The 12,007-nt window shown below is 59.0% G+C and carries 15 protein-coding genes; 1 reads left to right on the top strand and 14 read right to left on the bottom strand.

Going from position 1 to position 12,007, the window contains the following annotated elements:
* Window positions 1-33: 33 nt before the first annotated feature.
* The 3 genes from glmM to rplM form a co-directional block, all read right to left on the bottom strand.
* Window positions 34-1,380, bottom strand: coding sequence for a phosphoglucosamine mutase (glmM, locus tag HED64_RS06235; RefSeq protein WP_168151224.1), 1,347 nt, complete (start codon window positions 1,378-1,380; stop codon window positions 34-36).
* A gap of 180 nt (window positions 1,381-1,560) precedes the next feature.
* A complete protein-coding gene (gene rpsI, locus HED64_RS06230) occupies window positions 1,561-2,061 on the bottom strand; it encodes a 30S ribosomal protein S9 (RefSeq protein ID WP_168151223.1) in 501 nt (166 codons plus the stop codon).
* Window positions 2,062-2,097: 36 nt separating this feature from the next.
* On the bottom strand, window positions 2,098-2,541 hold the full coding sequence (rplM, locus tag HED64_RS06225; RefSeq protein ID WP_132358632.1) for a 50S ribosomal protein L13: 444 nt from the start codon (window positions 2,539-2,541) through the stop codon (window positions 2,098-2,100).
* 469 nt (window positions 2,542-3,010) lie between these two features.
* Here rplM and HED64_RS06220 point away from each other — a divergent pair, with 469 nt between their 5' ends.
* Window positions 3,011-3,835 (top strand): GDSL-type esterase/lipase family protein, encoded by an 825-nt coding sequence (locus HED64_RS06220; RefSeq protein ID WP_168151222.1) that lies wholly within the window; start codon window positions 3,011-3,013, stop codon window positions 3,833-3,835.
* Window positions 3,836-3,917: 82 nt separating this feature from the next.
* On the opposite strand, the gene HED64_RS06215 is transcribed toward HED64_RS06220, so the two are convergent.
* The 11 genes from HED64_RS06215 to rplO all read right to left on the bottom strand — a co-directional run bounded on the left by HED64_RS06215 (window position 3,918) and on the right by rplO (window position 12,007).
* Window positions 3,918-4,802, bottom strand: a complete 885-nt coding sequence (locus HED64_RS06215) for a tRNA pseudouridine synthase A (protein WP_425351790.1) — start codon at window positions 4,800-4,802, stop codon at window positions 3,918-3,920.
* A gap of 241 nt (window positions 4,803-5,043) precedes the next feature.
* Window positions 5,044-5,556: a 50S ribosomal protein L17 gene (gene rplQ, locus HED64_RS06210; RefSeq protein WP_132358637.1), complete on the bottom strand. Its 513-nt coding sequence runs from the start codon at window positions 5,554-5,556 to the stop codon at window positions 5,044-5,046.
* A gap of 95 nt (window positions 5,557-5,651) precedes the next feature.
* Window positions 5,652-6,659 carry a DNA-directed RNA polymerase subunit alpha gene (locus tag HED64_RS06205; RefSeq protein ID WP_132358639.1) on the bottom strand — a complete coding sequence of 336 codons (1,008 nt, stop codon included), beginning with the start codon at window positions 6,657-6,659 and terminating at the stop codon, window positions 5,652-5,654.
* 171 nt (window positions 6,660-6,830) lie between these two features.
* Window positions 6,831-7,232, bottom strand: coding sequence for a 30S ribosomal protein S11 (gene rpsK / locus HED64_RS06200; protein ID WP_132358640.1), 402 nt, complete (start codon window positions 7,230-7,232; stop codon window positions 6,831-6,833).
* Between the two features lie 42 nt (window positions 7,233-7,274).
* On the bottom strand, window positions 7,275-7,649 hold the full coding sequence (gene rpsM, locus HED64_RS06195) for a 30S ribosomal protein S13 (protein WP_132358642.1): 375 nt from the start codon (window positions 7,647-7,649) through the stop codon (window positions 7,275-7,277).
* 148 nt (window positions 7,650-7,797) lie between these two features.
* Window positions 7,798-7,911, bottom strand: coding sequence for a 50S ribosomal protein L36 (gene rpmJ / locus HED64_RS06190; RefSeq protein WP_071894985.1), 114 nt, complete (start codon window positions 7,909-7,911; stop codon window positions 7,798-7,800).
* Window positions 7,912-7,995: 84 nt separating this feature from the next.
* Window positions 7,996-8,217 carry a translation initiation factor IF-1 gene (gene infA / locus HED64_RS06185; protein WP_068731548.1) on the bottom strand — a complete coding sequence of 74 codons (222 nt, stop codon included), beginning with the start codon at window positions 8,215-8,217 and terminating at the stop codon, window positions 7,996-7,998.
* Window positions 8,218-8,450: 233 nt separating this feature from the next.
* Complete coding sequence (gene map / locus HED64_RS06180; protein ID WP_168151220.1) at window positions 8,451-9,281, bottom strand: type I methionyl aminopeptidase; 831 nt, start codon at window positions 9,279-9,281, stop codon at window positions 8,451-8,453.
* 109 nt (window positions 9,282-9,390) lie between these two features.
* Complete coding sequence (locus HED64_RS06175; protein WP_132358646.1) at window positions 9,391-9,963, bottom strand: adenylate kinase; 573 nt, start codon at window positions 9,961-9,963, stop codon at window positions 9,391-9,393.
* Window positions 9,960-11,264, bottom strand: coding sequence for a preprotein translocase subunit SecY (gene secY / locus HED64_RS06170; protein WP_168151219.1), 1,305 nt, complete (start codon window positions 11,262-11,264; stop codon window positions 9,960-9,962). The genes HED64_RS06175 and secY overlap by 4 nt, the downstream gene beginning before the upstream one ends.
* A gap of 287 nt (window positions 11,265-11,551) precedes the next feature.
* Window positions 11,552-12,007: a 50S ribosomal protein L15 gene (gene rplO / locus HED64_RS06165; protein WP_132358650.1), complete on the bottom strand. Its 456-nt coding sequence runs from the start codon at window positions 12,005-12,007 to the stop codon at window positions 11,552-11,554.

Here is a 12,007-nt window from a genome sequence, read left to right as displayed (position 1 = left end):
TAGACTCGGTGTGTTGTACAGCTGGTGTGGAATTTAGAGTGCGAGTTCTTGCGAAACAACTTCGGCCAGCGATGTGGCCAGGGCCTGCGCTACGTCGTGCGAGGTGGCTTCCACCATCACGCGAACCACCGGTTCGGTGCCCGAGGGGCGCAACAGTACGCGCCCGCTCTCACCCAGTGCTGCTTCGGCCGCGCCGATCGCGGAATTGAGCACCGCGTTCTGCGGTGCTGCAGCCTTGTTGACGCCCTTCACGTTGATCAGTACCTGTGGCAGCACGGTCATCGCGCTGGCAAGTTCTTTTAGCGTTTTGCCCGTCGCCTTGACGCGTGCGGCAATGAGCAGGCCCGTCAGAACGCCGTCGCCGGTGGTGGCGTGATCGGCAAAGATCACGTGGCCGGACTGTTCTCCACCGAGGTTGAAGGCGCCTTCGCGCATGCCCGCTAGAACGTAGCGGTCTCCGACGCCGGTTTCTTTGACGGTAACTCCTGCTTCACGCATCGCGATTTTCAAGCCTAGGTTACTCATCACCGTGGCGACCAAGGTGTTGTCCTTCAGGATGCCGCGTTCCTTCATGTCGGTGGCCATGATCGCCATGATCTGGTCACCGTCCACGATGTTTCCTTCGTGGTCAACGGCCAGGCAACGATCGGCGTCGCCGTCGTGGGCGATGCCTAGGTCGGCACCGTTATCCAACACTGCCGCCTGCAGACGTTCGAGGTGGGTGGATCCGTAGCCGTCGTTGATGTTGATTCCATCGGGCTCTGCGCCGATGACCACCAGCTGGGCACCGGCTGCGTTGAAGACCTCCGGTGAGCAACCGCTGGCCGCACCATGGGCGCAGTCAAGGACAATTTTCAGCCCCTCCAGACGGTTAGGCAACGCCTGCAACAGGTGCATCACGTACCTGTCCTCGGCATCGGCGAAGCGGGAAATTCGTCCCACATCACCACCGACCGGGCGGTATACGGGCTTCTCCAGCTGGGCCTCGATCGCATCCTCAAGAGCGTCGTCAAGCTTCTTGCCACCTCGGGCCAGGAACTTGATGCCGTTATCGGGTGCGGCGTTGTGCGAAGCCGAAATCATGACGCCAAAGTCGGCACCAAGATCCGCTACCAGGTATGCGGCTGCAGGGGTCGGCAAAGTGCCGGCGTCGTGGACGTCTACGCCCGAAGCCGCCAGCCCCGCCTCAATTGCAGCGGAAATAAAGTCGCCGCTGATCCGAGGATCTTTGGCCACCACCGCCACGGGCCTGCGCCCATCGTCTATTTGTTCATGACCCAATACCACCGCGGCGGCCTGTGAAAGCGCCATCGCCAGCTCGGGGGTCAGAAGTTCGTTTGCTTTTCCGCGGACACCATCGGTCCCAAATAACCTTGCCATCGTGTTCCATCATAGGGCCACAGACACAAACTTATGGGAAGTGTCGCCCTAATCAAGGCACTTTCACACAGTGATTTGCCATACCGTCTCCCAAACGACGCATCGGCCGTTAACGAGCGAAGGGCCCCGACACGAATGTCGAGACCCTTCGGTGCTGGGCAAAAGCCCAGCGCAAGCGATTTAGCGCTTGGAGAACTGCGAAGCCTTACGAGCCTTCTTGAGACCAGCCTTCTTACGCTCGATGACGCGAGCGTCACGAGTCAAGTAGCCGGCCTTCTTGAGGGCCGCACGGTTGTTGTCGCGGTCGATTTCGTTCAGCGAGCGAGCAATGCCCAAACGCAGTGCACCGGCCTGGCCCGAGGGGCCACCGCCGTGGATGCGAGCGATAACGTCGTAAGCGCCATCGAGTTCGAGCAGCTTGAACGGCTCGTTAACATCCTGCTGGTGCAGCTTGTTCGGGAAGTAGTTCTCCAGCGTGCGACCGTTCAAGGTCCACTGGCCGGTACCCGGAACGATGCGAACGCGGGCGATTGCCTGCTTGCGACGGCCAACGGCTGCGCCGGGCACGGTCAGTGCCGGACGTTCCTTGACAACAACGGCCTCGGCCGGTGCGGACTCCGAGGTGTACGAGGCCGGAGCTTCGGCCTCTGTTTCGATGATCTCTTCAGTGTTCTGAGCCACGATTATCTCCTAATGTCTTTTTCTCGGGGCCCAGCGCTACTGCGCGACCTGGGTGATTTCGAAGGCAGCCGGCTGCTGTGCAGCGTGCGGGTGCTCTGCACCGCGGTATACCTTCAACTTGGACAGCTGGTCTGCGGCCAGCGAGTTCTTCGGAAGCATGCCCTTGATGGCCTTCTCCACTGCCTGAACCGGGTTCTTTTCAAGAAGCTCGGCGTAGGTAACGGACTTCAGGCCGCCCGGGAAACCCGAGTGACGGTAAGCGCGCTTGTTTTCGAGCTTGGCGCCGGTGAGGGCAACCTTCTCGGCGTTGATGATGATGACGTGATCGCCCATGTCCATGTGGGGGGCGAAGGTAGCCTTGTGCTTGCCGCGCAGCAGGGTTGCGGCCTGGACGGCGAGGCGACCAAGTACAACGTCGGTGGCATCAATGATGTGCCACTGGCGGGTCTGGTCAGCCGGCTTTGGAGTGAACGTACGCACTGTAATTGCCTTTGTTTTATTGGTTACTGGTCAAGCACAGTTCCAAACAGGGGCTGTGAGATCCACTGTCGTCCGTGTGCTGTGTTCGATGCGCTGTAACCAGTTCGCCAGGTGAGGACTGAAAAGACCGGCCGTCCATGAATGTTCGCAATCCCAGCAGACCAGTGGCTCTGCAACTGAGCCGTCACGCGGAGAAGGTTGTGTCGAACAAAGGACACGCACAACAGCCCATAGTCTATCGGATTAACCCCGGCACTACCAAAGCGAGGACCGTGACCCTGCCAACAGATGACATTGAGGGGCCGGGCCGAGCACTAACCAACGGATAAGGGGTCAGCAAATTGGTCGGCATGAGTCCTTGAGGAGGGGATCTCGAGATCTTGTAACACCCTCCGCCTCTCTCCCCCAGAGAGCCCGGGTGGCGGTATCGCTAGACTGTGAATATTTTCGGTGGTCTACAGGGGGAATCGTGCACCAGAAGATCCGTGAGCCCCTCGGCTCGGGAACGACCAAGATCATCGGGGTAATCGTGCTGGCCGTGAGTGTGGTGCTGCTCGGTGTGTTCGTGATTGACAGCAACTCCCCCGGACCCACCGGAATGTTACACGCTGATGGTTCATCATCCCCCAGCTCCACCGACGCTCAACCACCTGCCACTAAGGACTCATCAAATCCCACGGTCGCATTCATCGGAGATTCCTACACCGCCGGAGCTGGCGCGTCGCCCGGACATACGTGGCCGGAAATTCTCGCGCTGAGCCGCGGGTGGGATTCGTATAGATCCTTTGCTCACGGCGGCACGGGGTATGCGACCTCCGTGAGGGAAAATGCCACTCGTGTGTGCGGACTTGATGCCTGCCCTAGTTACGTTGAGGTTCTTCCCGCCGTCATCGCTTACGCACCAACGCTGGTTATTGTCTCGGGCGGACGCAACGACACCGGAAAGACACTGGATCAGGTGGCGCTCGGTGCCAGCACCCTTTTTGATTCCTTGGTGCTGGCGCTACCAGAATCGAGCATCGTGGTCACGAGTCCGATCTGGGATGCTCGGCAACCGCCGGCAACGTTGGACGGAATCTCGCGCGTTGTTCGTCGGGCCGCCGAAAATTCGAACGTTTACTATCTGGATCTAGGTCAACCGTTTGCCGGTCGCCCGGCGCTCATCACCGGCGATCTGGTTCACCCCAATGATCAAGGTTATGAGCTGTTGTCCAATGCTGTTTCCCGCGGATTGAGTGAAGCAGGAGTCCCCGCAGCACCAAACGAATCAGAACTCGACAATGCTGAGGGTTAAGTTGCGCGAAACACCGCCGAGAAAACCAGCTTGCAGATGATCGTCGGCATCCGGCGTGTCCAGCAAGAGAAAGCCAAGATTTCTAACGGCTGCGCGGGGCTGATTGGGGTTGAACGGTACTCACGTCGTGGGGCTTGCGCCGGGTTCGAGTGAGTTCTGCGCGGCGGGCGATTTCATGCGCATCGTCGGGATACGCAATTTCTTCGAGAACTAGGGCCCGTGGCTCGGCCAAAATGATCCGCGAGTCGCGCACGGCCTCGGCGAGCCGGATGGCTACCCAGCCCGGGGCTTCACGACCGTCACCTACCTTAAGGCAGCCGCCGATCACGGCCCTGACCATATTGTGGCAAAAGGCGTCGGCTTTGAGGTGAGCGACGATGATGCCCTGAGCGTCACGCACAAATTCAAATTCCGTCAGCGTGCGGATCGTCGTGGCGTGTTCACGCGGTTTGCAAAAGGACAGAAAATCATGACGGCCCAGGAGGCTCGCGGCTTCCGCGTTCATCAGCTCGAGGTCGAGTTCTGCCTTGTGGAACATGGTGAAGGCCCGAGTCAACGGATCAAAGCGATCCGGACCGTCTGCGATGCGATAGGAATAGCGGCGCCACAACGCAGAAAAACGCGCATCAAATCCTGGTGGAGCAAGCCAAACGTCGTGGACCTGAATCGCTCCACCTTCACGGCTGAGCAGACCTCGCAGGCGGCGCAGCAGCGCCTGGCCCGGTTCAAGATCAGCACCGCGAGCAAGTGAAGCTACTTCAGTTTCCGTCAGATCCAAGTGCGCGATCTGGTTTCTGGCATGCACGCCGGCATCGGTGCGACCGGCAACGACAGTACGAATACTTCGCCGTAACATGAGGGCTAACCCGTCTTCCAGCACTGCCTGCACGGTGGGCAGCCCGGGCTGCAGCGCCCACCCGTTGTAAGCGGTTCCGTCGTAACCGAACCTCATGCACAGACGAATCATGGCAGGTTCGGTGGCGCTGCCCCGCGGCGCTAGGCCGGGATGCTGAACCTCGGTGGTGGAAGTATTCATCGTGCGATCCTCATTCGGTTACTGCCCGGACGATTAAGTCTATGGTTCCTCCCCCGCGCGTTGATACCGGAAAGACACGGGATTCGCTGGGGGAAATGTGAGCAGTTAAACCATTGGCCCGGTGCATAAGTGCACCGGGCCAATGATTCAGCTATAGCTGAAGAGACAAGGACTAAGCCTTGTTCTCCTCTGCTGCTTCGGTCTCTACGACCTCTGCGGTTTCGGTTGCTTCGGTCTCAACGACCTCTTCAACCGGAGCAGCCACTGCGGCAGCCTTTTCGGCTTCCTTCACAACGGCCTGCTTCGGGGAAACCGGCTCCATTACCAATTCGATAACAGCCATCGGAGCGTTGTCGCCCTTACGGTTGCCAATCTTGGTGATGCGAGTGTAGCCACCCGGGCGCTCGGCCATGAGCGGTGCGATGTTCTCGAACAGCTCGTGAACGATCGACTTGTTGGTGCGGCTGCGTGAGGCAATAACTGCCTGTACGCGGCGACGTGACGCCAGGTCTCCGCGCTTAGCGAAGGTGATCAGGCGTTCTGCGTGCGGACGAAGGCGCTTGGCCTTGGTCAGCGTGGTGGTGATGGATTTGTTCTCGAACAGCTGCGCGGACAGGTTCGCGAGCATCAAACGCTCGTGAGCTGCGCTGCCGCCGAGACGCGGACCCTTGGGAGGGGTAGGCATGGTGTTCTCCTAGTATGGTGGCCTTTGTGCCCGCTACCCGGGAAGGGTCCCGGGCACAAAGGTTTTAAGTTCTGTAGCTGGTGGAGTCCGAAGTCTTAGACTTCGTCGTCACCGTAAACGTCATCGTCGCCGATGGCTGCGGCACGTGCTGCAAGATCGAAGCCTGGAGGGGAATCCTTCAGAGCCAGACCCAAATCGATCAGCTTCGCCTTGACCTCATCAATGGACTTCGCACCGAAGTTACGAATGTCCATCAGGTCGGCCTCGGAGCGAGCTACGAGTTCACCCACGGAGTGGATGCCCTCACGCTTGAGGCAGTTGTACGAACGAACTGTCAATTCGAGGTCTTCAATCGGCAACGCCATGTCAGCGGCGAGGGCGGCGTCCGTCGGGGACGGGCCGATCTCGATGCCTTCAGCGGCGGTGTTCAGCTCACGTGCCAGGCCGAACAGTTCAACCAGGGTGGTGCCGGCGGATGCAACTGCATCGCGCGGAAGCATCGAATCCTTGGTCTCAACATCGACGATGAGCTTGTCAAAGTCGGTGCGCTGCTCAACACGGGTGGCCTCCACACGGAAGGTCACCTTCAGGACCGGCGAGTAAATCGAATCCACAGGGATGCGACCGATCTCAGCGTCCACGTTCTTGTTCTGCGCTGCAGAAACATAGCCGCGGCCACGTTCGATGGTCAGTTCCATGTCGAACTTGCCCTTCGCGTTCAAAGTCGCGATGTGCAGATCCGGATTGTGGAATTCAACGCCGGCCGGCGGGGTGATGTCGGCCGCGGTAACGACGCCAGGACCCTGCTTGCGCAGGTAGGCGACGACCGGTTCGTCATGTTCGGAGGAAACCGAGAGGTTCTTGATATTAAGAATCAGCTCGGTGACATCTTCCTTGACGCCGGCCACGGTGGTGAACTCGTGCAGTACTCCGTCGATCCGAACACTGGTGACAGCTGCACCAGGGATGGAGGACAGGAGGGTACGGCGAAGCGAGTTACCCAAGGTGTAACCGAAGCCAGGCTCCAGAGGTTCAATGACGAACCGGGAGCGATTCTCCGCTACGACTTCTTCGGTCAGGGTGGGGCGCTGTGCAATAAGCACTTACATTTCCTTTCAGCGCGCGTCCGCTATATGACGCAACACAGGGGGTGGAAACGACGTAAGCCTCGTCGGCGTTCGTCTGGTTCGGTCTGGCTTGCCGTGGCGATCATGCCGCCGCGCCCAACTCCCTTACGGAAGAAAGACGCGGCGGCAAGAAAGCCAGACAGTCAATTAGACGCGGCGACGCTTTGAGGGGCGGCAACCGTTGTGTGCGCTTGGGGAAACGTCCTGAATGGACCCAACCTCCAGGCCAGCGGCCTGCAGCGAGCGGATCGCGGTTTCGCGTCCCGAGCCCGGGCCCTTGACGAAAACGTCAACCTTGCGAAGTCCGTGCTCCTGTGCGCGCTTTGCAGCAGCCTCGGCGGCCATCTGTGCAGCGTACGGGGTGGACTTACGCGAACCCTTGAAGCCAACCTCGCCGGCCGAGGCCCACGAGATTACAGCACCATTGGGATCCGTGATGGAAATAATGGTGTTATTGAAGGTGCTCTTAATGTGCGCCTGGCCGAGCGGGATATTCTTTTTGTCCTTGCGACGCGGCTTGCGAACCGCTCCACGAGTCTTGGGGGGCATGCTTACTCCTACGAGAAATTTGGCTTAGTGACGCCGCTAGATTTAGCGGGTCTTCTTCTTACCGGCAACGGTGCGCTTCGGGCCCTTACGGGTACGTGCGTTCGTCTTGGTGCGCTGTCCGCGGACCGGCAGGCCCTTGCGGTGGCGAATGCCTTCGTAGGAGCCGATTTCAACCTTGCGGCGAATGTCAGCTGCCACTTCACGACGGAGGTCGCCCTCAACCTTGAAGCTTCCTTCAATGAAGTCACGCAGCTGAACCAGCTCAGCGTCGGTCAGATCCTTCACGCGAGTATCCGGGCTGATCCCGGTCTCGGCGATGGTCTGTTCTGCACGGGTCTTGCCCACGCCGTAGATGTAGGTGAGCGCAATGATCACGCGCTTTTCGCGCGGGATGTCTACGCCAGCTAGACGAGCCATATGCTGTCTACCTTTCGATATGCGGAGGTCTAAAACAGTACATTCCCGGTAATCCCGGTCCACGGCCTCCGTGCCGTGGGTATGCATCGCGCGGTGGATGCTGTACTGCCAATTTCATTACTACGCGCAGGGGTTCCCGTGAAGGGAATTAGCCCTGACGCTGCTTATGGCGTGGGTTTTCGCAGATCACCATGACTCGACCATTACGTCGAATCACCTTGCACTTATCGCAGATCGGCTTCACGCTAGGGTTAACCTTCACGGCTTACTCCTTTTGCGGTTGCGGTTTCAGTGGAGCGTAAATATCTTTGTCGCCCTTCCAAAAGGAAGGATGAACAAAAAGTCTTTACTTGTAGCGGTAAACGATACGTCCGCGGTTGAGGTCATACGGACTGAGCTCAACCACTACGCGATCCTCTGGGAGGATTCGAATGTAGTGCTGACGCATCTTTCCCGAGATAGTTGCAAGTACAACGTGCCCGTTGGGCAGCTCAACACGGAACATCGCGTTGGGCAGAGCCTCTGACACAGTGCCTTCTACCTCGATGACACCCTCTTTCTTGGCCATATCCTCCGCTAACTTTTGTTGTCGGCAACATTTTGTCACAGACAGATTTATGGACTTGGCTCTCATTCCGAGAAGCACCTTAAGCGTGAGCTTTTGGGCACCAAGGAACAGACAACCAACAGTCAAGCCTACGCGGTAGAGGGCTTAAAGGGAAATCCGTACGAGCAACTTGTTTTGTTAGGTTGCGCACAGTGTTTCACTCTGCCGCCGGCGCGCACGCCGAGGTAAAACGATTAGGCCTGAAGAGGACTGGGAACGACTCCGAAGGGCGCCAAACCGGCGACTCCCCCGTCGTGGGCGGTAAGGACCCAGATGCCACCCATGTGCACTGCCACGGTGTGTTCCCATTGCGATGCACGGGCGCCGTCAACCGTGACAACCGTCCAGTCGTCGGCCAAAACCTTCGTTTCGAGCCCGCCGCGCACCAGCATCGGTTCGATGGCCAGGCACATACCCGGCTTCACACGGGCACCACGGTGTCCCGTACGGTAGTTCAGCACATCCGGAGCCATATGCATCTCCGTGCCAATCCCGTGGCCCACGTAGTCCTCGAGGATGCCCAGGGGTGCGCCAGGCACACCGGAGACGTAGTCATCGATGGCGTCACCGATCTGGCCAACGAAGCGAGCCTCGGCCAGTGCAGCGATGCCGCGCCACATGGCTTCTTGGGTCACGTCAGAGAGTCGCTGATCTTCCGGTGCCGCGGTACCGAGAATGACGGTGCGTGCCGAGTCGGCGTGCCATCCTTCGATGACGGCTCCGCCGTCAATCTTCAGTACGTCGCCATCTTTCAGGACATAGTCGCTGGGGAAACCGTGGACAACCTCTTCATTAACCGAGGCGCAGATGGTGGCCGGGAAGCCGTGGTAACCCTTGAAGTTGCTGATGGCGCCGTGGCGTTCAAGCACGGCAGCGAACACCGAATCGATGTGGGCGGTGGTGACACCAATTTGAGCAGCGGCAACGGCCTCGTCCAAGGCCTCAGCCAGCACCAGACCGGCCGCTCGCATCTTCAGGATCTGGCCGTTGGTCTTGTATTCAATTTTTCGTTGGCCTAAAGCCATGGTGGTTGTCCCTTTCAAAAAGACGGTACTACTGGCCATTATCGCAAAAAACCGCGGGGATGATGGCACTGGTGTGCCTCTCCCCGCGGTTCATGCTGGCCGATGTGATCTAGACGTTCTGACCCAGCGCATCCATGACACGATTGGTGACTTCGTCGATTTCGCCGATGCCATCGACGAGGCGCACGATGCCGCGCTCCTGGTAGCGGTTGACGACCACTGCGGTTTCCTCGTGGTACAGCCCCAGACGGTGACGGATGACTTCTTCGTTGTCATCTGCACGGCCTTCGATTTCCGCACGCTTGAGCAACCGGGCGACGAGCTCGTCGTCATCGGCGGTCAGCTGCAGCACGGCGTCAAGCTCAACGCCGGCGTCGGCCAGAATCGAATCCAACTCGTCGACCTGTGCGCTGGTGCGCGGGTAGCCGTCCAGGAGGAAGCCGTCCTTGACGTCATCCTGAGCCAGACGGTCGCGGACCATCGAGTTGGTGACCGAGTCGGGAACGAAGTTCCCGGCGTCGATGTACTTCTTCGCCTCAACACCCAGCGGGGTGCCGCCCTTGACGTTGGCGCGGAAGATGTCGCCGGTGGAGATGGCCACAACATTGAGTCGTTCGGAAATGCGGTCCGCCTGAGTGCCTTTGCCGGCGCCGGGAGGTCCAATGATCAACAGTCTTGTCATCGCAGAAGTCCTTCGTAGTGTCGCTGCTGCATTTGTGCGTTGATTTGCTTGACAGTCTCAAGACCCACACCAACCATGATGAGGATCGAGGTGCCACCAAATGGGAAGTTCTGATCGGCGTTGATCAGCACAAAGGCGATCAACGGGATCAAAGCCACGAAGGCCAAGTAAATGGCTCCGGGGAAGGTGATGCGGCTCAGTACGTATTCGAGGTACTCGGCCGTGGGGCGTCCTGCGCGGATGCCCGGGATGAAGCCGCCGTACTGCTTCATGTTGTCGCTAACCTCAATGGGGTTAAACGTGATGGCAACGTAGAAGTAGGTGAAGCCGACGATCAGCAGGGCGTAGGCCACCATGTACAGCGGGGATGATCCGGAGAAGTGAGTCTGGATCCACAGCGCCCAATCGGGCAGTGTTCCATCGGACCGGGTATTGAATGAGACCAGCATGTTCGGCAATGCCAGCATGGAGGATGCGAAGATCACCGGGATCACGCCGGCCATGTTGACCTTGATCGGGATGTAGGTGGATGTGCCACCCACGGTACGGCGTCCGATCATGCGCTTGGCATATTGCACCGGAATGCGTCGCTGGGACTGCTCAACGAAGACCACCAGCGCGATGACCGCAAAGCCGATGAGGATGACGCCGATAAATACGCCCCATCCCTGAGAGGTAGCGATGGCGCCCATGGCCGAGGGGAACCCCGAGGCGATGGAGGTGAAGATCAACAGCGACATACCGTTGCCGACGCCACGTTCGGTGGCCAGCTCGCCCATCCACATGATCAGGCCGGTGCCTGCTGTGAGGGAGAGGATCATCAGGACGATGACCCAGATGCTGTCGTCGGGGACAACCGGTAGCTGGCAGGAGGGGAAAAGCATTCCGCTGCGGGCCAGAGAAACCAGCGTGGTTGCCTGGAGCAGACCAAGTGCAATGGTCAGGTACCGGGTGTACTGGGTCAGGATGGCCTGTCCCGACTGGCCTTCCTTGTGCAGCTCCTCGAAACGAGGGATCACCACGCGCAAGAGCTGGATGATGATCGACGCCGTGATGTACGGCATGATGCCCATGGCAAAGATGGAAACCTGCAACAGGGCACCGCCACTGAACAGGTTGACGAACTGATACAGTCCGCCGGCGGTATTTCCCGCGGCAAGACACTGCTGAACGTTTGAATAGTCCACACCGGGTGCGGGGATATACACACCGAGACGGTAGATCGCAATAATGGCGAGCGTGAACAACAACTTGCGTCGCAGGTCAGGCGTCCGGAATACCCGGGCAATGGCGCTGAACAAGCGTCCTCCTGATTGGTGGTGGCCGGGGGTACCCGGGGGGTTGACCTATCGATTCTAGCCCGTGGTGTGCGTTACTCACCAAATGCGCCGCGGCAAATGGTCTAAATAACGCCGAGTGATCGATATTTACAGCGGCCCAACACCCCGTGTTTCGCGGATTCCATGAAAGAATCCGCGACGAATACAAGAAGTTTACGCGGAAAGAAAAAGGGGTGTCCCCGGTGAATCCGCTAAGCGAATTCACCGGGTCCACCCCTTTTCACTAGATGATCAAAAGACCAACTAGCTTAGAGCTCTACTGCAGAACCGCCGGCTGCGACGATCTTTTCCGCTGCGGAGGATGAGAAGGCGTTGACCTTGACATCGACCTTGACGGTCAGTTCGCCGGAACCAAGGACCTTGACGGGCTCGTTCTTGCGAACTGCACCCTTCGCGATCAGTGCCTCAACGGTGACGTCGCCACCCTCGGGGAACAGTTCCGAGATCTTGTCCAGGTTTACAACCTGGAACTCGACGCGGAACGGGTTCTTGAAGCCGCGAAGCTTCGGAAGGCGCATGTGCAGCGGCAACTGGCCACCGGCGAAGCCGGCCTTGACCTGGTAGCGCGCCTTGGTGCCCTTCATACCGCGACCAGCGGTCTTACCCTTGGAACCTTCGCCACGACCCACACGAGTCTTGGCTTTCTTGGAACCTTCGGCTGGACGCAGGTGGTGTACCTTCAGTGCGTTTTCTTTTTCAGCCAT

Origin of the sequence: Paeniglutamicibacter terrestris (genome assembly GCF_012271785.1) — a bacterium.
GTDB classification, from domain to species: domain Bacteria; phylum Actinomycetota; class Actinomycetes; order Actinomycetales; family Micrococcaceae; genus Paeniglutamicibacter; species Paeniglutamicibacter terrestris.
This window is presented reverse-complemented; position numbering and strand designations above follow the sequence as displayed.

Excerpts from the sequence above, each read along its gene's own strand:
- rpsK (WP_132358640.1), bottom strand. The coding sequence starts at position 7,232 with ATGCCCCCCAAGACTCGTGGAGCGGTTCGCAAGCCGCGTCGCAAGGAC.
- map (WP_168151220.1), bottom strand. The coding sequence starts at position 9,281 with ATGGCTTTAGGCCAACGAAAAATTGAATACAAGACCAACGGCCAGATC.
- rpsM (WP_132358642.1), bottom strand. The coding sequence starts at position 7,649 with ATGGCTCGTCTAGCTGGCGTAGACATCCCGCGCGAAAAGCGCGTGATC.
- HED64_RS06215 (WP_425351790.1), bottom strand. The coding sequence starts at position 4,802 with ATGATTCGTCTGTGCATGAGGTTCGGTTACGACGGAACCGCTTACAAC.
- rplO (WP_132358650.1), bottom strand. The coding sequence starts at position 12,007 with ATGGCTGAAAAAGAAAACGCACTGAAGGTACACCACCTGCGTCCAGCC.
- glmM (WP_168151224.1), bottom strand. The coding sequence starts at position 1,380 with ATGGCAAGGTTATTTGGGACCGATGGTGTCCGCGGAAAAGCAAACGAA.
- infA (WP_068731548.1), bottom strand. The coding sequence starts at position 8,217 with ATGGCCAAGAAAGAGGGTGTCATCGAGGTAGAAGGCACTGTGTCAGAG.
- HED64_RS06175 (WP_132358646.1), bottom strand. The coding sequence starts at position 9,963 with ATGACAAGACTGTTGATCATTGGACCTCCCGGCGCCGGCAAAGGCACT.
- rplQ (WP_132358637.1), bottom strand. The coding sequence starts at position 5,556 with ATGCCTACCCCTCCCAAGGGTCCGCGTCTCGGCGGCAGCGCAGCTCAC.